This window comes from Pseudomonas sp. JV245A, assembly GCF_032424515.1.
Lineage (GTDB): Bacteria > Pseudomonadota > Gammaproteobacteria > Pseudomonadales > Pseudomonadaceae > Aquipseudomonas > Aquipseudomonas protegens.
In genome coordinates this window covers 1-19,894 of record NZ_VYKE01000107.1, presented here as the reverse complement: position 1 = coordinate 19,894, position 19,894 = coordinate 1, and the positions used below count along the sequence as shown (strand labels likewise).

The following is a 19,894-nucleotide window of genomic DNA, read 5'->3' as shown; positions in this document are numbered from 1 at the left end:
TGGCGCCGGTGGCGGCGAAACCGCCGAACAGCGGGGTGACCAGGTTGGCGATGCCCTGGCCCATCAGTTCCTGGTTGGAGTCATGGCGGGTGCCAGCCATGCCATCGGCCACCACCGCCGACAGCAGCGATTCGATGGCCCCGAGCATGGCGATGGCGAAGGCCGGGCCGATCAGGTCCAGGACCCGCGGCAGGCTGACCTCTGGAAACTGCAACGCCGGCAAGCCCTGGGGAATGCCACCGAAGGCACTGCCAATGGTGGCCACGCCCTGGAACTGGAACAGCGACTGCAAGGCCGTGGCCAGGGTCATGGCCAGCAGGGGGGCCGGCAAACGCTTGAGCTGGGGGATGCGCGGCACCCATAGCAGCAGCGCCAGGCTCAGCAGGGCCAGCAGGGTGGTGGTCAGGTGCAGTTGGGGCAGGGCTTGCAGCAGGTGCCAGAGTTTCTGATGAAAGTGCTCGCCGCTGACCGCGGGCAGGCCGAAGAAATCCTTCCACTGGCTGACCCAAATGATTACCCCGATACCGGCGGTGAAACCCAGGATCACTGGGTCCGGGATGAACTTGATCAGGGCGCCCAGGCGGCTGATGCCCAGCAGGAACAGGATCAACCCGGCCATCAGGGTCGCCAGTTGCAGGCCGCCGACCCCGTATTGGGCGGTGACCCCGGCGAGGATCACGATAAAGGCCCCGGTGGGCCCGGCGATCTGCACCCGGCTGCCGCCGAACAGCGACACCAGCAGGCCGCCGACGATGGCGGTGTAGATGCCCTGTTCGGGCTTGACCCCGGAGGCGATGGCGAAGGCCATGGCCAGGGGCAGCGCCACCACTGCGACAATCACCCCGGACACCAGGTTGCGGCCCCAGTGCGCACGTCCCAGCAATCCGGCTTTCCACGCCTCGCGTATGGCAATCATGGCTCTGTCCTGAAGTCTGTCCGGCTCATCATAGCCCCGGCCGGGGAGTGTCGGCCCCTGTCCTGGATCAGGCTTTGTCCCACTGTCGCGCAGACGCGGCCTAGACACATCCATCAGTCTTGCGAATGGCCGATCATGCAGGGTTTCGGCAGGGGCTGATGGTTAACAAAAGATAACGTGGCGTCGATTGTCAGACCTTTCCAAAGCCCGATAGGATAGCCCGCAGCCGAAGGGGCTCTAGATTGCAGTTTCCAGGACGATCGTCATGCTCGCCCAGGCCTGCGCAGCCCCCTCAAGGCGCCCTGAGAGGTTGAATGACCTGACAATAATAATGGGGGAATGGTCTATGAGTGAGCCTGTCATGGGTGTGGTTGTTGGCCGCCCGCCGGCGCTGCGCACGTTCGCACTGTTGGCTACAGCGCTCTCGCTGTTGGGCGTCGTGACGCTGTCGACGCCAGTCCTGGCCGCTGCCACTGCAGCGGATTCTGTCTATTCCATCGAATCGCCCAAGGCGGCGAAAAGCCTGATGCTCGATGTGGTCCACGCCGGCAAGCGCCTGGTGGCGGTGGGCGATCGCGGGCACATTCTCTATTCCGACGACCAGGGCCAGACCTGGGTCCAGGCCAAGGTGCCGACCCGGCAACTGCTGACGGCGGTGTACTTCGTCGATGATAAGCGCGGCTGGGCGGTGGGCCACGATGCCCAGGTCCTGGCCAGCAGTGACGGCGGTGCCACCTGGACCCGGCAGTTCCAGGACCTCAAGCGCGAGGCACCCTTGCTCGATGTATGGTTCAAGGACACCCAGACCGGCTACGCCGTGGGCGCCTACGGGGCCCTGCTGGAAACCAGCGATGGTGGCCAGCATTGGGAGGACGTCAGCGACCGTCTGGACAACGAGGACCAGTTCCACCTCAACGCCATTGCCCAGGTCAAGGATTCCGGGCTGTTCATTGTCGGCGAGCAGGGCAGCATGTTCCGCTCCGCCGATGACGGGCAGACCTGGGAGCGCCTCGAAGGCCCCTATGAAGGCTCGTTGTTCGGCGTGATCGGTACCGGCCAGCCGGCCACTCTGCTGGTCTATGGCCTGCGCGGCAATCTCTACCGCTCCACGGATTTTGGCAGCACCTGGGAACAGGTGGAGTTGAACGCCGCCCGTGGCGCCCTGGAGTTCGGCCTGTCGGGGGCGACCCTGCTGGACGATGGCTCGCTGGTGATCGTCGGCAACGGCGGCAGCGTGATCCGCAGCACCGACCACGGCCAGACCTTCAGCGTATTCAACCGTGCGGACCGCATCTCGCTGTCGGCGGTCACCGCTGCCGGCAACGGCGACCTGATCCTGGCCGGGCAGGGCGGTGTACGGGTTTCTGCAGCAACGGGCGCTGAACTCGGCCAATAAGCCGGGCACATAATAAGAAGGTGGGGAATTCCATGAGCAGTCATCACCAGGACAAGGCGAACTTTCTTGAGCGCCTGATTTTCAATAACCGCCCGGCAGTGATCTTCATCTGCTTGCTGGTCAGCGCTTTCCTGTTCTGGCAGGCGACCCTGATCCGGCCGTCCACCAGCTTCGAGAAGATGATCCCGCTCAAGCACCCGTTCATCGAGCGGATGATGGAGCACCGCAACGACCTGGCGAACCTGGGCAACACCGTGCGCATCTCGGTGGAGGCCCGTGACGGCGACATCTTCACCAAGGACTACATGGAAACCCTGCGGCAGATCAACGACGAGGTGTTCTACATCTCCGGCGTCGATCGCTCCGGGCTCAAGTCGCTGTGGAGCCCCAGCGTGCGCTGGACCGAAGTGACCGAAGAGGGCTTCGCCGGCGGCGAGGTGATTCCCCAGAGCTACAACGGTTCGGCCGACAGCCTCGAACAGCTGCGCAACAACGTGCTCAAGTCCGGCCAGGTCGGGCGCCTGGTGGCCAACGACTTCAAGTCCAGCATCGTCGATATCCCGCTGCTGGAGTCCTACCCGGACCCGCAGGACCAGGGCAAGCTGCTGGCCCTGGACTACCAGAAATTCTCCCACCAGCTGGAAGAGAAGATCCGCGATAAGTTCGAGGCGCAGAACCCCAATGTGAAGATCCACATCGTCGGCTTCGCCAAGAAGGTCGGCGACCTGATCGACGGCCTGATCATGGTGGTGATGTTCTTCGGCGTGGCCTTCATCATCACCCTGGTGCTGCTGTACTGGTTCACCTGGTGCATCCGCAGCACCATCGCGGTGTTGATCACCACCCTGGTGGCGGTGGTCTGGCAACTGGGCCTGATGCACGCCTTCGGCTTCGGCCTGGACCCGTATTCGATGCTGGTGCCGTTCCTGATCTTCGCCATCGGCATTTCCCACGGGGTGCAGAAGATCAACGGCATCGCCTTGCAGTCCAGTGATGCCGACAATGCCCTGACCGCGGCGCGGCGCACCTTTCGCCAGCTGTTCCTGCCGGGGATGATCGCGATCCTCGCCGACGCCGTGGGCTTCATCACCTTGCTGATCATCGATATCGGGGTGATCCGCGAGCTGGCCATCGGTGCCTCCATCGGTGTGGCGGTGATCGTGTTCACCAACCTGATCCTGCTGCCGGTGGCGATTTCCTACGTCGGCATCAGCAAGCGCGCCATCGAACGCAGCAAGAAGGACGCTTCCCGCGAGCATCCGTTCTGGCGCCTGCTGTCTAACTTCGCCAGCCCCAAAGTCGCGCCGATTTCCATCGCCCTGGCCCTGGTGGCCTTTGCCGGCGGCCTCTGGTACAGCCAGAACCTGAAGATCGGCGACCTCGACCAGGGCGCCCCGGAGTTGCGTCCCGATTCGCGCTACAACAAGGACAACAACTTCATCATCAGCAACTACTCCACCAGTTCCGACGTGCTGGTGGTGATGGTCAAGACCGCGGCCGAAGGTTGCTCGCGCTATGAGGCCATGGCGCCCATCGACGAGTTGATGTGGAAGATGCAGAACACCGAGGGCGTGCAGTCGGCGATTTCCCTGGTGACCGTCTCCAAGCAGATGATCAAGGGCATGAACGAGGGCAACCTGAAGTGGGAAACCCTGTCGCGCAACCCTGACGTACTGAACAACTCCATTGCCCGGGCCGACGGCCTGTACAACAACAACTGCTCCCTGGCGCCGGTGCTGGTGTTCCTCAACGACCACAAGGCCGCGACCCTGGACCGTGCGGTGCATGCGGTGCAGGAGTTCGCCACGCAGCACAACAAGGACGGCCTGGAGTTCATTCTCGCTGCCGGCAACGCCGGGATCGAGGCCGCTACCAACGAGGTGATCAAGGAGTCCGAGCTGACCATCCTGATCCTGGTCTACATCTGCGTGGCCGGCATGTGCATGATCACCTTCCGCTCCTGGGCGGCGACCCTGTGCATCGTCCTGCCACTGGTGCTGACGTCGGTGCTGGGCAACGCGCTGATGGCCTTCATGGGCATCGGGGTCAAGGTGGCGACCCTGCCGGTGGTGGCGCTGGGGGTGGGCATCGGCGTGGACTACGGCATCTATATCTACAGCCGCCTGGAGAGCTTCCTGCGGGCCGGCCTGCCGCTGCAGGAGGCCTACTACCAGACCCTGCGCTCCACCGGCAAGGCCGTGCTGTTCACCGGCCTGTGCCTGGCCATCGGCGTGTGCACCTGGATCTTCTCGGCCATCAAGTTCCAGGCCGACATGGGCCTGATGCTGACCTTCATGCTGCTGTGGAACATGTTCGGTGCCCTGTGGCTGCTGCCGGCCCTGGCGCGATTCCTGATCAAGCCGGAGAAGCTGGCGGGGCAGAAGGGCAACTCGCTGTTCGCCCACTGATCCCGTTGCATGAGTACTCAGCCGCACCCTCGGGTGCGGCTTTTTCATGCCCGGTGTTCCGAGGGGAAAGCAGGTGGTGCTGAAGAAGCGGGCGGCCCCGGCAGTGCCTGTCGGAGGGTGTATCCGGGGCAGTCGCTTGCGCGGCGCAATGCTGGCCCAACCCGGCAGCGCCAATCAGCTATCATTGCGCCTTTCCATCTGATGACTGATCGCTATGACCGCTGCTACCGACACCTTGCTCTGCGCCCTTGAAGCCTGCGACATGCTGGAAATCGACGGCCTGCACGCCTTCGATTTCACCCTCGACGAGCAGCGCCTGCTGATCGAGTGCATGGACGGCCGCGCGGCCAAGCGCTGGAGCTTTACCCTGGCCCAGGTCCAGGCCGCGACCTTCGACCAGGACTTGCAGAGCTGGACCCTGGCAGGCGACTCCGGTGAGCACCGCCTGGTGTGCATGAGCGCGTTCAGTGCCCGCGACGAAGAGGAAGGTGAACATGAAGATGCGTAATTTCTGGCCCCTGCTGATGGCCGGCAGTGTCGGTGCCATGGCGGTCCAGGCCGCGCCGGCCACCGAAACCCATGAGCTGCTGGTGGGGTCCTATACCCAGGGCCAGAGCCAGGGGCTGTACCGCCTGCAATTCAATGAGCGCACCGGGCAGATCGACCCCAAGCCGCTGCAGGTGGTGAAGAGCTCCAACCCGTCCTGGCTGACCTTGTCCAAGGACCTCAAGTTCGTCTTCGCGGTGAATGAGAACAGCCCGGGGCAGGCCGACCCCATCGGTCGTGTCAGCAGCTACAGCCTGGCGCCGAAAACCCATCAACTGAGCCTGATCAACCAGGTGCAGAGCCAGGGTAACGAGCCCACCCATTCCAGCCTGAGTGCCGACGGCAACTACCTGTTCGTCAGCAACTATTCGGTGGATGTGGATCCGGGCGGCAGCCTGGCGGTGGTGCCGGTCAGCGATGACGGTCATCTGTCGCCGGTGGTGCAGCTCACCAGTCATCCGGCCAGCCGGGTCGACCCCGAGCGCCAGCAATCGGCTCACGTGCATTCGTCGGTGCCGTCCCCGGACGGCAAGTTCCTGTTCGCCAACGACCTGGGTGCGGACAAGATCTTCGTCTATCGCTATGACCCCAAGGCCAATGCGGAACACCCGCTGAGCCCGGCCGACCCGGCCTTCGTCCAGCTGCCGCCGGGCAGCGGCCCGCGGCACCTGCTGTTCAGCGCCGATGGCAAGCATGCCTACCTGACCATGGAAATGAGCGCTCAACTGGCGGTGTTCGACTACCAGAACGGCAAGCTGACTCAGCGTCAGATGCTCGACCTGGCGGCCAACGGCTCCAAGGAGAAAAAGGCCGCCGCGGCCTTGCATGCTTCCAAGGACGGCCAGTACCTGTATGTCAGCAACCGGGGCACCGCCAACCAGTTGCTGGTGTTTGCCATCGACCCGGCCAATGGCCAGCTCAAGGAAATCCAGCGGCGTTCGGTGGAAGGCGATCACCCACGGGAGTTCAGCCTCGACCCGAGCAACCGCTATGTGCTGATCGGCAACCAGAAAAGCAACGAGATCGTGGTGATCGAGCGCGACGCCAAGACCGGTTTCCTGGGCAAGACCGTGCAGAAACTGCCGTTCGATTCCCCCAGCGATATCAAATTCCTGGTGCGTCAATAGACCGCAGGCCCCGGCATCCGGGGCCTGACTCCTTCTATTAACGACGCTGATAATGGCTACTGCCGCAAAGAATTTTTTCCCGCCAACCCTCGGGAGTAAGTTTGCTTCACGGCCCACACGGGCAAGCAAGCCAACTGAATACGAGGGTTACCGCCATGAACTTCAATCTCTTCTCCGTGATCGCAGCCTCCGCCATTTCCGCCACCGTGGCACTGCCTGCCAGCGCCAGCGTGGAAATCAGCCAGAAGAAATCCAGCACCAACACCTACACCCAGAAGTACCTGCAACAAAGCGCCAACTTCTACGCCGCCCTGGATCACAAAGCCCAGCAATGAGCGCTCCGGATCACCCCGCAAGCAGCAAACCCAAGGTATGCAGGAGCGAAGTCACTGAAGCAGTGATGTCGCTCCTGCATCACCTGTTTGCGACTTATTCTTCCCGCCAGGCAAATTTTGCTTGGTAGTGTCATATAGCCATGTGTTTAAATTTGACGCTGAATTATTGACTCTTTCCCGAGCAAGGATCGATAGCATGGTGATGCGTCTGACCGTGGTTCTGCTGTTGCTCTACTCCACCCCCATCCTGTCCTCTGCCCAGCCTGTCGAAGGCGAGCCGGAGACTTCCCGCGAGCGTCTGACCAGCCTGTTGCAGGACTGAGACGCCGGTTTAAAGCATCAAGAAAATTGATGATGGCTATGGATATAAACGTCTTTCTACTGGCGTTTGATTGATAGATCCTCTGGGCACGAAAACGCCTCAGGAGATCACCATGGCCCGTTCGATCCTCAGTTCCGCCAAGCACGGCGCCTACCTGGCGCTGGGGCTTTATCTGCTTCTGATGCTCTGGGCCAGCCTGGCTGCGGGCCTGCCGAGCGCTGCGTTGATTGATTCCGGCGCGGCAAGCGGCCAGGGCCCGGTACTCCATGCCGAAGCGGGGAGACGGCCATGAAAGGGCGCCGTCTGATGATCACCGCCTTCCTCGCGTTCTTCACCAATGGCACCAGCCTGCTGGGGCTGGGCCAGGGTTCGGCCGGAGCATTGGCGCGGGCCATCGAATGCAATCACCAGATCGCCCATCACAGCCAGGGGGCCAAGGCTCCGGCGCTGCTGGCGGGCAATCCACCGGGCAAATCCGCTGCGGCCTTTCCCGGGCCTTTCGCCCTGGATTGCCCACAGGCACGGGTATGCCCGGCCATGGCGGCCTGAGACGAGAAGAGGCGGGCAAGAGAAGAAGGGGCCCCGGAACCGGGACCCCATGCAGCGATGTCAGTCCTTGGACGAACCGCGTTTCACCAGTTTCATCACCACCACGAAGAACACCGGCACGAAGATCACTGCCAGGGTTGCGGTGATCATGCCGCCGATCACCCCGGTACCGATCGCCTGCTGGCTGGCGGAGCTGGCGCCGGTGGCGATGGCCAGGGGCACCACGCCGAGGATGAACGCCAGCGAGGTCATGACGATGGGGCGCAGGCGCAGGCGTGCAGCCTGCACCGTGGCATCGATCAGGTCGTGGCCTTCGTCGTACAGGCTCTTGGCGAACTCGATGATCAGGATCGCGTTCTTCGCCGACAGGCCGATGATGGTGATCAGGCCGACCTTGAAGAACACGTCGTTGGGCATGCCGCGCAGGCTCACCGCCAGCACTGCGCCCAGTACCCCCAGGGGCACCACCAGCAGCACCGAGGTGGGAATCGACCAGCTCTCGTAGAGCGCCGCCAGGCACAGGAACACGATCAGCAGCGACAGGCCCAGCAGCATCGGCGCCTGGCTGCCGGACAGCCGTTCCTGGAGTGACAGGCCGGTCCATTCCAGGCCCAGCCCGGTGGGCAACTGCGCCACCAGCCGTTCGATTTCCTGCATGGCTTCACCGGTACTGTGGCCAGGGGCCGGCTCGCCGGAGACGGCAATGGCCGGGTAGCCGTTGTAGCGGGTCAGTTGCGCAGGGCCCAGGCTCCAGCTGGCGCGGACGAAGGCCGACAGCGGCACCATCTTGCCGGCGCTGTTGCGCACGTTCAGGCGCAGCAAGTCTTCGACCTGGCTGCGCTGGTCGCCTTCGGCCTGGATCACCACCCGCTGCATCCGCCCCTGGTTGGGGAAGTCGTTGACGTAGGACGACCCCAGGGCGGTGGACAGCAGGCTGCCGATATCGGCAAAGGACACGCCCAGGGCGTTGGCCTGCTTGCGGTCGACCTCCAGTTGCACCTGCGGCGCTTCGGCCAGGGCACTTTCCCGGACGTTGGCCAGGATCGGGCTCTTTTCCGTGGCCTTGAGCAGCTCGTCCCGGGCCTGCATCAGGGCCGCGTGGCCGACGCCGCCACGGTCCTGCAGGCGGAACTCAAAGCCGCTGGAGGTGCCCAGGCCATCGATCGGCGGCGGCAGCACGGCGTACACCACGGCATCCTTGATCGCGCCGAGGGCGGCGTTGGCGCGGTCGGCGATGGACATCGCCGAATCCTCGCTGCCCCGTTGCGACCAGTCCTTGAGCGTGGTGAAGGCCAGCGCGGCGTTCTGCCCGTTACCCGAGAAGCTGAAGCCGAGAATGATGGTGCTGTCGCCGACTCCCGGTTCGCTGGCGTTGTGCGCTTCGATCTGCTCCACCACCTTGATCGTGCGGTTCTGGCTGGCACCAGGTGGCAGCTGGATGTCGGTGATGGTGTAGCCCTGGTCCTCCACGGGCAGGAAGGAGGAGGGCAGGCGGCTGAACAGCAGCGCCATGATCGCCAGCAGCGCCAGGTAGATCAGCAGGTAGCGGCCGGTACGCTTGAGGGCATAGGTCACGCCGCCCTGATAGCTGTCGCTCAGGCGTTCGAAGCGCCGGTTGAACCAGCCGAAGAACCCCGTGCGTTCATGGTGTTCGCCCGCCGCAATGGGCTTGAGCAGGGTGGCGCACAGGGCCGGGGTCAGGGTCAGGGCGAGGAACGCCGAGAACAGGATCGAGGTGGCCATGGACAGCGAGAACTGCTGGTAGATCACCCCCACCGAGCCGGGCATGAAGGCCATGGGGATGAACACCGCCACCAGCACCAGGGTGATGCCGATGATGGCCCCGGTGATCTGCTGCATCGCCTTGCGCGTGGCTTCCTTGGGCGACAGGCCTTCGGTGGCCATGATCCGCTCGACGTTCTCCACCACCACGATGGCATCGTCCACCAGGATGCCGATGGCCAGCACCATGCCGAACATGGTCAGCACGTTGATCGAGAACCCCAGGGCCAGCATGGTGGCGAAGGTGCCCATCAGGGCCACGGGCACCACCAGGGTGGGGATCAGGGTGTAGCGGATGTTCTGCAGGAACAGGAACATCACCAGGAACACCAGCACCATGGCTTCGGCCAGGGTGTAGAGCACCTTGGTGATCGAGACCTTGACGAAGGGCGAGGTGTCGTAGGGGATCTTGTATTCCACGCCGGCCGGGAAATAGCGCGACAGCTCGTCCATCTTGGCGCGGATCAGGGTCGCGGTATTCAACGCGTTGGCCCCGGGGGACAACTGCACGCCCACCGCGGTGGACGGCTTGCCGTTCAGGCGGGTGCCGTACTGGTATTCCTGGCTGCCGACTTCCACCCGGGCCACATCGCCGATGCGTACCGTGGAGCCGTCGGGGTTGGCCCGCAGGACGATATCGGCAAACTCTTCAGGGCTGGAAAGCTGGCCCTTGACCAGGATGGTCGCGGTGATTTCCTGGCTGGCAGGGTTGGGCAGGTCGCCGATGCTGCCGGCCGGAACCTGGGCGTTCTGCGCCGCCACCGCGGCGTTGACGTCGGCCGGGGTCAGGTTGAAACCGATCAGTTTCTGCGGGTCGAGCCAGATCCGCATGGCCCGCTCGGCACCGTACAACTGGGCCTTGCCGACGCCATCGAGGCGGCGGATCTCGTTCATCACGTTGCGCGCCAGGTAGTCGCTGAGGGCGACATCGTTCAGGCGGCCGTCACTGGAGGTCAGGGTGATCAGCAAGAGGAAGCCGGCGGAGACTTTCTCCACCTGTAGGCCCTGCTGGGTCACCGCCTGGGGCAGGCGCGGTTCCACCGCCTTGAGACGGTTCTGCACGTCCACCTGGGCCAGTTCCGGGTTGGTACCCGGCTGGAAGGTGGCGGTGATGGTGGCGCTGCCGAGGCTGCTCTGGGACGAGAAGTACAGCAGGTGGTCGGCACCATTGAGCTCCTGCTCGATCAGGCTGACCACCGATTCGTCCAGGGTCTGTGCCGAGGCGCCCGGGTAGGCGGCGTAGATCTCGATCTGCGGCGGGGCCACGGTGGGGTATTGCGCCACCGGCAGTTGGGGGATCGCCAGGGCACCGGCCAACAGGATGAAGAAGGCGACCACCCAGGCGAATACCGGGCGGTCAATAAAGAATTGCGGCATGTGTACTACCTACTGGCCAGGGTTCTGGACGTGCGCAAGGGGGCTGGCGTCGATTTCCACCGGCTCGCCGGGGCGGGCGTGTTGCAGGCCTTCGACAATCACCCGGTCACCGGGCTTGAGGCCCTCGGTGACAATCCAGCGATCGTTCTGCACTCCACCCAGTTGCACCGGGTGCTGCACCACGTTGTTTTGCGCATCCACCAGCAGCACCTGGGCGATGCCGGCGCTGTCGCGCTGGATGGCCCGCTGCGGCACGCTGATGCCTTGCTGGTTGACCGCCTGTTCCAGGCGCACGCGCACGAAACTGCCGGGCAGCAGGTCGAGGTCCGGGTTGGGGAACTCGCTGCGCAGGATGATCTGCCCGGTACTCGGGTCAACGCTGATATCGGCGAACAACAGCTTGCCCGGCAGCGGGTAGAGGCTGCCGTCGTCCTGGATCAGGGTCGCCTTGGCCTGGTCCTTGCCCACCTGCTGCAACTGGCCGGCGCGGAAGGCCCGGCGCAGGTCGTTGAGTTCACGGGTGGACTGGGTCAGGTCGGCGTGGATCGGGTCCAGTTGCTGGATCAGCGCCAGCGGCGTGGTCTCGTTCTGGCCCACCAGGGCGCCTTCGGTGACCAGGGCGCGGCCGACCCGGCCGGAAATCGGCGCGGTGACGGTGGCATAGCCGAGGTTGAGCTTGGCCCGCTGCACCGCGGCCTGGTTGGCGGCGACGTCGGCGCTGGCCTGGCGTGCCGCAGCCCGGGCATTGTCGTATTCCTGGCCGCTGATGGCCTGGTCGGCGACCAGCTTGGAATAGCGCTGCTCCTGCAACTGCGCCTGGAAGGCGGTGGCCTCGGCCTTGCGCAGGCTGGCCTGGGCGCTGTCCAGGTCAGCCTTGAACGGGGCCGGGTCGATGCGGAACAAGACCTCGCCCTGCTTGACGTCGGAGCCTTCGCGGAAGGTCCGTTGCAGCACCACCCCGGCCACCCGGGCGCGGACTTCGGCGATCCGTGGCGCGGCGATGCGCCCGCTCAGTTCGCTGGTGATGGACAGGGCCTGGCTCTGTACGGTTTCGATCCGTACCTTGGCCGGTGGCGGCGTCTGCTCGCCTTCGGTCTTGCCACACGCGCTCAGCGCCGCTGCCAGAACGACCAGGCAGAATGGCGCAAAGAGTTTATTCGACATGCTGATACCCCAATAATGACCTCGGCATGCTAAGGGCATGGGTCAAGGCCCGCTGTGAAGCTGTGTAGGTGCTGTGTGAAAAAGTGTGAAGCCTGCGCACCGGTGCGGCCAGGGTTGTATATCCTTGGCGCCTTGCTGGTTTTGCCCGGTGCCTTATAAAGAACGCCGGTATTCTGTATTTCTTCAATAAAGATCGCTCTCCATGCCCAATATTCTTCTTGTCGAAGACGACACCGCGTTGTCCGAACTGATCGCCAGCTACCTGGAACGCAATGGCTATCAGGTCAGCGTGATCAGCCGTGGTGACCAGGTGCGGGAGCGGGCCAAGGCCAGCCCCCCGGACCTGGTGATCCTCGACCTGATGCTGCCGGGCCTGGATGGCCTGCAAGTCTGCCGCCTGTTGCGCGCCGACTCGGCGACCCTGCCGATCCTGATGCTGACCGCGCGGGATGATAGCCATGATCAGGTGCTGGGTCTGGAAATGGGCGCCGACGACTATGTGACAAAACCTTGCGAACCGCGAGTGCTACTGGCCCGGGTCCGTACTTTGTTGCGCCGCAGCAGCCTCAGCGAGCCGCAGAGCGCCAGCGACCAGATCCTCATGGGCAACCTGTGCATCGACCTGTCGGAGCGCACCGTGACCTGGCGCGAGCAGTTGGTGGAGCTGTCCAGCGGCGAGTACAACCTGCTGGTGGTGCTGGCCCGGCATGCCGGTGAAGTGCTGAGCCGCGACCAGATCCTGCAGCGCCTGCGGGGCATCGAATTCAACGGCACCGATCGTTCGGTGGACGTGGCGATCTCCAAGCTGCGGCGCAAGTTCGACGATCACGCCGGCGAGGCGCGCAAGATCAAGACCGTGTGGGGCAAGGGTTACCTGTTCAGCCGTTCCGAGTGGGAATGCTGATTCCATGCTGCGCATCCTGGTCCGTCTGTACCTGATCACCATCATTGCCTTCAGCGCCGCGATCTACCTGATCCCGGACCTGGTGATCAAGGTTTTCCACGAGCGTTTCCTGGACTACAACCTGGACCAGTCCCGGGGCCTGCAGAGCCTGATCGTCAAGCAGTTCCGCGCCTTGCCGGCGCAGCAGTGGCCGACCCTGGTCAAGGAGATGGACGAGGAGTTCCACCCGCTGCAGGTGGCCCTGGTGCGCATCGACGACCCGGATTTCAGCGATTACGAGCGCGAGCGCCTGCAACGCGGCGAGAAAGTGGTGCGCCTGGGCGATTGGGGCTGGCGCACCCTGGCGGTGTCGCCGCTGGATGAACAACTGGCGGTGAAGCTGGTGGTGCCGCCGGACCCGCTGGACGTCAACCTGCTGTACTGGAGTATCAATGTCCTGATCGTCGCCGTGCTGCTGGCCTGCCTGCTGCTCTGGGTGCGCCCGCACTGGCGTGACCTGGAGCGCCTCAAGCGCACCGCCGAACGCTTCGGCAAGGGCCATCTGGGCGAGCGCACCCAGCTGCCCGCCAGTTCCAACATCGGCAGCCTGGCCAATGTCTTCGACACCATGGCCGGGGATATCGAAAAACTCCTGAACCAGCAGCGAGACCTGCTCAACGCGGTGTCCCACGAACTGCGCACGCCCCTGACCCGGCTGGATTTCGGCCTGGCCCTGGCGCTCTCCGACGATTTGCCGGCGGCCAGCCGCGAGCGCCTGCAAGGGCTGGTGGCGCACATTCGCGAACTGGATGAACTGGTCCTGGAGCTGCTGTCCTACAGCCGCCTGCAGAACCCGGCGTGCCTGCCGGAGCAGATCGAGGTGTCCCTGGACGAGTTCATCGACAGCATCCTGGGCAGTGTCGACGATGAGCTGGAGTCGGATATCGTCATCGACGTCCTGCTGCACGGTGCCCTGGAACGTTTCACCCTGGACCCGCGGCTGACCGCCCGGGCCTTGCAGAACCTGTTGCGCAATGCCACCCGTTATTGCGAGAAGCGCATCCAGGTGGGGGTACTGGTCAGCGACGACGGCTGCGAGATCTGGGTCGACGATGACGGCATCGGCATTCCCGACGACGAGCGCGAGCGGGTGTTCGAGCCGTTCTACCGCCTGGACCGCAGCCGCGACCGCGCCACCGGCGGCTTCGGCCTGGGCCTGGCGATCAGCCGCCGGGCCCTGGAAGCCCAGGACGGCACCCTGACCGTGGAAGCCTCGCCCCTGGGCGGCGCGCGTTTTCGCCTGAGCCTGCCGCCCCCGCCCAGGGCCTGAATCCGTAGGAGCCGGCTTGGCGGTGAAAGGGCCGCAGAGCCCAGCGCTTGTCTCAAGGCCGCCTGCCAGGCGGTGCGGCGCGGATTCGTTGGAGGAGCCGGCAAGCCGGCGCCTGCAGGGGCGGTGGCCAGTCCCGCTTTTGGCTGATGCGCTGCCTTACGGCCCGCCGCCGCCACTTGCTATAGTTCGGCCCTCATTTTCTGCCCAGTAAAGGATCACTGCCATGTCCGAATACCAAGCCTTTCGCGTCGAACTCGCTGACAACATCGCCCATGTGCAGATCAACCGCCCGGAAAAGATCAACGCCATGAACGCCGCGTTCTGGAGCGAGATCGTCGAGATCTTCCGCTGGATCGACGACACCGACGCAGTGCGCGTGGTGGTGCTCAGCGGTGCCGGCAAGCATTTTTCTTCGGGCATCGACCTGATGATGCTGGCCGGGGTGGCCAACGAACTGGGCAAGGATGTGGGCCGCAACGCGCGCCTGCTGCGGCGCAAGATCTTCCAGCTGCAAGCCTCGTTTAACGCCGTGGACAACTGCCGCAAGCCGGTGCTGGCGGCGATCCAGGGCTATTGCCTGGGGGGCGCCATCGACCTGATCAGCGCCTGCGACATGCGTTACGCCGCGGACGATGCGCAATTCTCGATCAAGGAAATCGATATCGGCATGGCTGCGGATGTCGGCACACTGCAACGTTTGCCACGTATCATCGGCGACGGCATCCTGCGCGAGCTGGCCTACACTGGGCGCACCTTCGGTGCCGAGGAAGCACGCAGCATTGGCCTGGTCAACCGGACCTATAGCGATGCCGCAAGCCTGCTGGACGGGGTCATGGGAATTGCCCGGGAGATCGCCGCCAAGTCGCCGATCGCGGTCAGCGGCACCAAGGAAATGCTCAGCTACATGCGTGACCACCGTATTGATGACGGCCTGGAATATGTCGCCACCTGGAACGCTGCCATGTTGCAGTCCAACGACTTGCGCGTGGCCATCGCCGCCCATATGAGCAAACAGAAACCCGAATTTCTGGATTGATTGACGATGATTGAACGCTGGACCACCGCAGTACTCGACACCGACCTTCCCGGCGGCTGGGCCGTGGCCCGCGGCCCGGACGGCTTTCTCTACGACGACAACGGCGCGCTGTTCCCCCGGCACTGGCTCAAGGGCCAGGACCTGCCGCTGCTGGCGGAACACGGCATCGGCCATCTCGATGGCGAGCCGGTGTACCTGCTGGAACTGAGCGCCCGCGCCGAAGTGCCGGGCTGCGGCTGGAAAGGCCTGCGGGCCTTCATGCTGGAGGGCGATCACACCCTGTACAAGGTCCTGGGCTATGCCGCGCAGATCGGCACCTGGGCCCGGGAGCACCGGTACTGCGGCAGTTGCGGGCAGCCCATGGCCCAGGTGCCGGGGGAGCGGGCGATGCATTGCCAGCCTTGCGACCTGCGCAGCTACCCGCGCATTTCACCGAGCATGATCGTGCTGATCACCCGCGGTGACGAAATCCTCCTGGCTCGTTCGCCGCGCTTCGTCACCGGGGTCTACAGCACCCTGGCAGGCTTTGCCGAGCCGGGCGAGTCGGCGGAGGACTGCCTGATTCGCGAGGTGCGCGAAGAGGTGAGCATCGAAGTCAGGAACATCCAGTACGTAGGCAGCCAATGCTGGCCGTTCCCCCATTCGATGATGCTGGGCTTTCACGCCGAATACGCCGGCGGCGAAATCATTCCCCAGGAAGACGAGATCGAGGACGCCCAGTGGTTCAGCGTCCATGCGCTACCGCCGTTGCCGGCCTCGCGCTCGATTGCCCGCTACCTGATCGATCTCTATGTGGCGCGCCGCCTAGGCCACGCTGAACCAGTGCTGCCAGGCTAGGCGCACGGTCAGCCCGAGGACCACGGTGATGAACACCGGGCGAATGAACTTGGCACCACCGCTGATGGCGGTGCGTGCGCCGAAGAAGGCCCCGACCATCACCGACAGGCCCATGCACAGGCCGATGATCCAGTCCACCTGTCCGGAAAACACGAACACCGACAGCGCTGCGATGTTGCTGACGAAGTTCATGCTGCGGGCCACGCCGCTGGCCTTGACCAGGTCGATGGGGTAGAGCAGCAGGCTGCTCACGGTCCAGAACGCCCCGGTGCCGGGGCCGGCCACGCCGTCATAGAAGCCCAGGCTGAAGCCCTGGCTCGATTGCCACTTCTTCTTGATCGGTGCGTCGCTGTCCAGTGGCGCCTTGGGCGTGCCGCCGAACAGCAGGTACAGGCCGCAGGCGAAGACGATCACCGGCAGCATCTTGTTCAGCCATTCCGCCGGCAGGTAGTGAGCGACGATGGCCCCGGTCAGGGCGCCCACCAGGGTGCCGACAATGGCGTGGGTCCACTGCCTGGGGTGGAACAGCTTGCGCCGATAGAAGGTGAAGCTGGCGGTGGCCGAGCCGAAGGTCGAGCTGAGTTTGTTGGTGCCCAGCACCAGGTGCGGCGGCAGGCCGGCGGTGAGCAGGGCCGGGGTGGTGAGCAGGCCGCCGCCGCCGGCAATGGCGTCGATGAAACCGGCGATGAAGGCCACGAGGGCGAGAATGGCGAGGGTGGTCAGGTCTACGCTGAGTTCGAAGGGCATGGGGTCGGCTTATTTCGGCGAGAAGCGCAAAGGGGGCTGCGCGAAAGTCCGCCATATTACCTGCAACCCAGCCCGCCGCGCGACCGCCTCGACCTTGGTCGGATGCCTCTCTCTGAACCGAGCGCCCGCCTGGATAACGCCTTCGCTGGCAAGCCAGCTCCTACGGGGCGGTGCGCCGAGATTTCGCTGCAGGAGCCGGCTTGGCGGCGAAGAGGCCGCTGGGCCGAGCGCTCGCCTGGATGACGCCTTCGCTGGCAAGCCAGCTCCTACGGGGGGCGGTGCCTGAGGTCAGCGCTGGGGGCCGTTGCCAATCTGCCAGACAAAGGGGGGCTCGCTGCCGTTGATCTTCCAGTCGCCGACGATCCGCGCCTTGTAGATCACCGGGTTGTGCGAAGACACGGTGCGCGCATTGCGCCAGTGCCGGTCCAGGGCCTTGCCCTGGCGAATGTCCGAAGCCCCCAGGGCATTGAACAGCTCGCTGGTGGCGCGCTGGACCAGTTCGGTGACCACCACCTGGGCCGTGGCCGATTCGATTTCCGCCGCCACATTGGCCGCGCGCTCCTGGGCCGGATCCCCGGCAAAGCGCGCCAGGTAGGCCTGTTGCGCAGGGGCTGCAGCACGCAGGGCGGCGGCTTCGGCGGCATACACCAGGGCCGCGATCTCGCCCACCACCTGCTGCACCTGGGCATCGGCGCTGGCCTGGGGCGCGTTGCCGTGGCTGTAGATGCGCTTGCGCACCCGCACTTCGTGGGCCACATCACGTAGCGCCGCGCGGCCGATGCCGGCCAGGGTCGCCAGCAGCACCAGCTGGTAGAAAGCGGTCTGGTATTTGAAGCGGGTTGCGAAGTCGATGATGTTCTCGGCGTCCACTTCAGCGTCCTGGAAGCGCGAGGTGCCGCTGCCGGTGGTGCGCTGGCCGAAGCCGTCCCAATCGTCGCTCTGCTCGATGCCCGGCTGGCGGGTGCGCACCGCGGCAATCACGTCGCCGCCGGTGTCCGTGCGCTGGGCATAGACATCGATCCAGTCAGAGAAAATGCTTCCGGTGCTGTAGAACTTTTCGCCGTTGAGGCGCCATTTTTCGCCATCCGGAGAGACTTTGGTGATGACCTGGCCGATGTCCACGGCGCCGATTTCGGTCCAGGCGCAGCCGACGATATCGCCTTCGACAAAGCGCTTGAACCACAGGTCCCGGCTCGGTCCGGGCGTGGCATTGAGCCGATCCTCGACAAAGGCAAAGTGCCCGCGCAGGGCCTGGGGCACGTTGGCGTCGGCCTCGGCCAGCTCGATCAGCAGTTGGAACAGCTGGGGCAGGGAAGCGCCGCCACCGCCATATTCCAGCGGCACCCGTACCGCGCCGAATCCGGACTCCTTGAGCCACTGGATGGGCTCGTAGGGCAGTTTGCGTTGCTGTTCCCGTTCCACCGCGCCACTGGCGATGCGCTGGAAGATCGGGCGAAAGCCTGCGGCCAGGGTCTCGTAGTCGACCCCCACGGACAGCGGATTGATTACCTGGTGTTCAGTCATGGTGTAGCTCCTGGGTTCGGCAGAAAAAAGCGCTGCAGGGTCCAGGCCGATTGCACACACCATGCCGAAGCCGCAAACGCCGGTTTGCCGGGGCAAGGGCTCCCGCAGAGCGCCTGCAACTGTTGCTCCGCCAACAGTTCATCAACAAAACAGCCCGTTTCCAGGGTTGGCCGGCCCCGCGCCGCCGCAGGCAGCGAGCCTCAGCCATTGCCCGGGAGAGGGCGTGCTTGAGGCTCCACACGGCGTCTGGCGGCCTACGCGCCGAGGGCTTCCAGGCCCTGGCACGCTTGCTGCTCTGCTCCGAGGTACTTTCCCAAGTCCCGAGGACCGAACCATGAGTCAGCAAGCCGTGAAATTTGCCTACTGGGTGCCCAACGTCAGCGGTGGGCTGGTGGTCAGCAAGATCGAGCAACGCACCCATTGGGGCATCGACTACAACCGCAAGCTGGCGCAGATCGCCGAGCAGGCCGGCTTCGAATACGCCCTGACCCAGATCCGCTTCACCGCCGGCTATGGCGCCGAGTACCAGCACGAGTCGGTGGCTTTCAGCCACGCACTGCTGGCGGCCACCGACAAGCTCAAGGTGATTGCGGCGATCCTGCCCGGGCCCTGGCAGCCGGCCCTGGCGGCCAAGCAACTGGCGACCATCGACCAACTGACCAATGGCCGTATTGCGGTGAACATCGTCAGCGGTTGGTTCAAGGGTGAGTTCCAGGCCATTGGCGAGCATTGGCTGGAGCACGACGAGCGCTATCGCCGGTCCGAGGAATTCATTCGCTGCCTGCGCGGGGTCTGGAGCCAGGATGCCTTCACCTTCAGGGGCGATTTCTATCGCTTCGACCACTACAGCCTCAAGCCCAAGCCCCTGGGCCAGCCGGAGATCTTCCAGGGCGGCAGCTCGCGGGCTGCCCGGGACATGGCGGCCCGGGTTTCGGACTGGTACTTCACCAACGGCAACAGTGTCGAGGGGATCAAGGCCCAGGTCGATGACATCCGCGCCAAGGCCGCGGCCAACCAGCACTCGGTGAAGATCGGAGTGAACGCCTTCGTGATCGCCCGGGACACCGAGGAGGAGGCGCGGGCGGTGTTGCAGCAAATCATCGATCAGGCCGACCCGGAGGCGGTGAATGCCTTCGGTGACGCCGCCCGGCAGGCCGGCAAGGCGTCCCCCGAAGGCGAGGGCAACTGGGCCAAGTCGAGTTTCGAGGACCTGGTGCAGTACAACGACGGGTTCAAGACCAACCTGATCGGCACGCCACAGCAGATTGCCCAGCGCATCGTGGAGTTGAAGGCGGTGGGTGTGGACCTGGTACTGGCCGGGTTCCTGCATTTCCAGGAAGAGGTGGAGTATTTCGGCCAGCGCGTGCTGCCCCTGGTACGCGAGCTGGAGGCCCGGGTGCGGTCCAAGCAACAGGAAGCCGCCGCCTGAAGCCGCCCCTTGCCGGCGAATGGGCCTCGCAGCCTTGTGCCGGGCTTGAGGGCGCTTTCGCTGGCAAGCCAGCTCCTACGGGGGCAGAGGCGGTGTGTTTTTTCGTAGGAGCCGGCTTGCCGGCGAACGGGTCTCGGAGCCTTGTGCCGGGCTTGGGGGCGCTTTCGCTGGCAAGCCAGCTCCTAC

18 protein-coding genes are annotated in these 19,894 nt (G+C 64.6%); 13 read left to right on the top strand and 5 right to left on the bottom strand.

All coding sequences use genetic code 11. The annotated features are described in order from the left end of the window. Positions 1-916 (bottom strand): SulP family inorganic anion transporter (locus F6S12_RS23065; RefSeq protein WP_315869357.1); only part of this gene is annotated, 916 nt, incomplete at its 3' end. 346 nt (positions 917-1,262) lie between these two features. On the opposite strand from F6S12_RS23065, the gene F6S12_RS23060 reads away from it, so the two are divergent. The 8 genes from F6S12_RS23060 (at position 1,263) to F6S12_RS23025 (ending at position 7,599) form a co-directional block, all read left to right on the top strand. Beyond that, entirely contained in the window at positions 1,263-2,312 is a 1,050-nt protein-coding gene (locus F6S12_RS23060) for a WD40/YVTN/BNR-like repeat-containing protein (protein ID WP_011061562.1), read from the top strand. Positions 2,313-2,344: 32 nt separating this feature from the next. Further along, a complete protein-coding gene (locus tag F6S12_RS23055; RefSeq protein WP_011061561.1) occupies positions 2,345-4,720 on the top strand; it encodes an efflux RND transporter permease subunit in 2,376 nt (791 codons plus the stop codon). A gap of 214 nt (positions 4,721-4,934) precedes the next feature. Continuing rightward, positions 4,935-5,228 (top strand): DUF5629 family protein, encoded by a 294-nt coding sequence (locus F6S12_RS23050; protein ID WP_015635805.1) that lies wholly within the window; start codon positions 4,935-4,937, stop codon positions 5,226-5,228. Continuing rightward, positions 5,215-6,393 carry a lactonase family protein gene (locus F6S12_RS23045; RefSeq protein WP_315869356.1) on the top strand — a complete coding sequence of 393 codons (1,179 nt, stop codon included), beginning with the start codon at positions 5,215-5,217 and terminating at the stop codon, positions 6,391-6,393. The genes F6S12_RS23050 and F6S12_RS23045 overlap by 14 nt, the downstream gene beginning before the upstream one ends. Positions 6,394-6,548: 155 nt before the next feature. Then, entirely contained in the window at positions 6,549-6,728 is a 180-nt protein-coding gene (locus F6S12_RS23040; RefSeq protein WP_015635803.1) for a hypothetical protein, read from the top strand. Positions 6,729-6,924: 196 nt separating this feature from the next. Beyond that, the gene (locus F6S12_RS23035) at positions 6,925-7,050 is read left to right on the top strand and encodes a hypothetical protein (RefSeq protein ID WP_015635802.1); all 126 of its coding nucleotides are present in this window, start codon (positions 6,925-6,927) and stop codon (positions 7,048-7,050) included. Between the two features lie 112 nt (positions 7,051-7,162). Beyond that, positions 7,163-7,342 (top strand): hypothetical protein, encoded by a 180-nt coding sequence (locus F6S12_RS23030; protein ID WP_041118455.1) that lies wholly within the window; start codon positions 7,163-7,165, stop codon positions 7,340-7,342. Next, positions 7,339-7,599, top strand: coding sequence for a hypothetical protein (locus tag F6S12_RS23025; protein WP_019094605.1), 261 nt, complete (start codon positions 7,339-7,341; stop codon positions 7,597-7,599). Before F6S12_RS23030 ends, F6S12_RS23025 begins: the two co-directional genes overlap by 4 nt. A 60-nt stretch (positions 7,600-7,659) precedes the next feature. Here F6S12_RS23025 and F6S12_RS23020 read toward each other — a convergent pair whose 3' ends face one another. Together F6S12_RS23020 and F6S12_RS23015 are read right to left on the bottom strand one after the other, a co-directional pair. Next, positions 7,660-10,758 carry an efflux RND transporter permease subunit gene (locus tag F6S12_RS23020; protein WP_019095826.1) on the bottom strand — a complete coding sequence of 1,033 codons (3,099 nt, stop codon included), beginning with the start codon at positions 10,756-10,758 and terminating at the stop codon, positions 7,660-7,662. A gap of 9 nt (positions 10,759-10,767) precedes the next feature. Then, complete coding sequence (locus tag F6S12_RS23015) at positions 10,768-11,922, bottom strand: efflux RND transporter periplasmic adaptor subunit (protein ID WP_011061553.1); 1,155 nt, start codon at positions 11,920-11,922, stop codon at positions 10,768-10,770. A gap of 202 nt (positions 11,923-12,124) precedes the next feature. Between F6S12_RS23015 and F6S12_RS23010 the strand changes: the two genes are divergently transcribed. The 4 genes from F6S12_RS23010 to nudC all read left to right on the top strand — a co-directional run bounded on the left by F6S12_RS23010 (position 12,125) and on the right by nudC (position 16,008). After that, positions 12,125-12,826, top strand: a complete 702-nt coding sequence (locus F6S12_RS23010; protein ID WP_011061552.1) for a response regulator transcription factor — start codon at positions 12,125-12,127, stop codon at positions 12,824-12,826. A gap of 4 nt (positions 12,827-12,830) precedes the next feature. Beyond that, positions 12,831-14,135 carry an ATP-binding protein gene (locus F6S12_RS23005; RefSeq protein ID WP_011061551.1) on the top strand — a complete coding sequence of 435 codons (1,305 nt, stop codon included), beginning with the start codon at positions 12,831-12,833 and terminating at the stop codon, positions 14,133-14,135. Positions 14,136-14,358: 223 nt separating this feature from the next. Next, positions 14,359-15,171 carry a crotonase/enoyl-CoA hydratase family protein gene (locus F6S12_RS23000; protein ID WP_015635797.1) on the top strand — a complete coding sequence of 271 codons (813 nt, stop codon included), beginning with the start codon at positions 14,359-14,361 and terminating at the stop codon, positions 15,169-15,171. 6 nt (positions 15,172-15,177) lie between these two features. After that, entirely contained in the window at positions 15,178-16,008 is an 831-nt protein-coding gene (nudC, locus tag F6S12_RS22995; RefSeq protein WP_315869355.1) for an NAD(+) diphosphatase, read from the top strand. On the opposite strand, the gene F6S12_RS22990 is transcribed toward nudC, so the two are convergent. Next, positions 15,976-16,755: a TSUP family transporter gene (locus tag F6S12_RS22990; protein WP_011061548.1), complete on the bottom strand. Its 780-nt coding sequence runs from the start codon at positions 16,753-16,755 to the stop codon at positions 15,976-15,978. The two genes, nudC and F6S12_RS22990, sit on opposite strands and share 33 nt — an antisense overlap. A gap of 288 nt (positions 16,756-17,043) precedes the next feature. Then, positions 17,044-18,279, bottom strand: a complete 1,236-nt coding sequence (locus F6S12_RS22985) for an acyl-CoA dehydrogenase family protein (protein WP_161466294.1) — start codon at positions 18,277-18,279, stop codon at positions 17,044-17,046. A 334-nt stretch (positions 18,280-18,613) separates the two neighbouring features. On the opposite strand from F6S12_RS22985, the gene sfnG reads away from it, so the two are divergent. Then, complete coding sequence (gene sfnG, locus F6S12_RS22980) at positions 18,614-19,708, top strand: dimethylsulfone monooxygenase SfnG (RefSeq protein WP_065364166.1); 1,095 nt, start codon at positions 18,614-18,616, stop codon at positions 19,706-19,708. The last annotated feature ends 186 nt before the right edge of the window (positions 19,709-19,894 follow it).

Coding starts and splice junctions, on each gene's coding strand:
- F6S12_RS23040 (WP_015635803.1), top strand. CDS start 6,549: ATGAACTTCAATCTCTTCTCCGTGATCGCAGCCTCCGCCATTTCCGCC.
- F6S12_RS23060 (WP_011061562.1), top strand. CDS start 1,263: ATGAGTGAGCCTGTCATGGGTGTGGTTGTTGGCCGCCCGCCGGCGCTG.
- nudC (WP_315869355.1), top strand. CDS start 15,178: ATGATTGAACGCTGGACCACCGCAGTACTCGACACCGACCTTCCCGGC.
- sfnG (WP_065364166.1), top strand. CDS start 18,614: ATGAGTCAGCAAGCCGTGAAATTTGCCTACTGGGTGCCCAACGTCAGC.
- F6S12_RS22985 (WP_161466294.1), bottom strand. CDS start 18,279: ATGACTGAACACCAGGTAATCAATCCGCTGTCCGTGGGGGTCGACTAC.
- F6S12_RS23000 (WP_015635797.1), top strand. CDS start 14,359: ATGTCCGAATACCAAGCCTTTCGCGTCGAACTCGCTGACAACATCGCC.
- F6S12_RS23010 (WP_011061552.1), top strand. CDS start 12,125: ATGCCCAATATTCTTCTTGTCGAAGACGACACCGCGTTGTCCGAACTG.
- F6S12_RS23055 (WP_011061561.1), top strand. CDS start 2,345: ATGAGCAGTCATCACCAGGACAAGGCGAACTTTCTTGAGCGCCTGATT.
- F6S12_RS23035 (WP_015635802.1), top strand. CDS start 6,925: ATGGTGATGCGTCTGACCGTGGTTCTGCTGTTGCTCTACTCCACCCCC.
- F6S12_RS23015 (WP_011061553.1), bottom strand. CDS start 11,922: ATGTCGAATAAACTCTTTGCGCCATTCTGCCTGGTCGTTCTGGCAGCG.
- F6S12_RS23050 (WP_015635805.1), top strand. CDS start 4,935: ATGACCGCTGCTACCGACACCTTGCTCTGCGCCCTTGAAGCCTGCGAC.
- F6S12_RS23030 (WP_041118455.1), top strand. CDS start 7,163: ATGGCCCGTTCGATCCTCAGTTCCGCCAAGCACGGCGCCTACCTGGCG.
- F6S12_RS23005 (WP_011061551.1), top strand. CDS start 12,831: ATGCTGCGCATCCTGGTCCGTCTGTACCTGATCACCATCATTGCCTTC.
- F6S12_RS23045 (WP_315869356.1), top strand. CDS start 5,215: ATGAAGATGCGTAATTTCTGGCCCCTGCTGATGGCCGGCAGTGTCGGT.
- F6S12_RS23025 (WP_019094605.1), top strand. CDS start 7,339: ATGAAAGGGCGCCGTCTGATGATCACCGCCTTCCTCGCGTTCTTCACC.
- F6S12_RS23020 (WP_019095826.1), bottom strand. CDS start 10,758: ATGCCGCAATTCTTTATTGACCGCCCGGTATTCGCCTGGGTGGTCGCC.
- F6S12_RS22990 (WP_011061548.1), bottom strand. CDS start 16,755: ATGCCCTTCGAACTCAGCGTAGACCTGACCACCCTCGCCATTCTCGCC.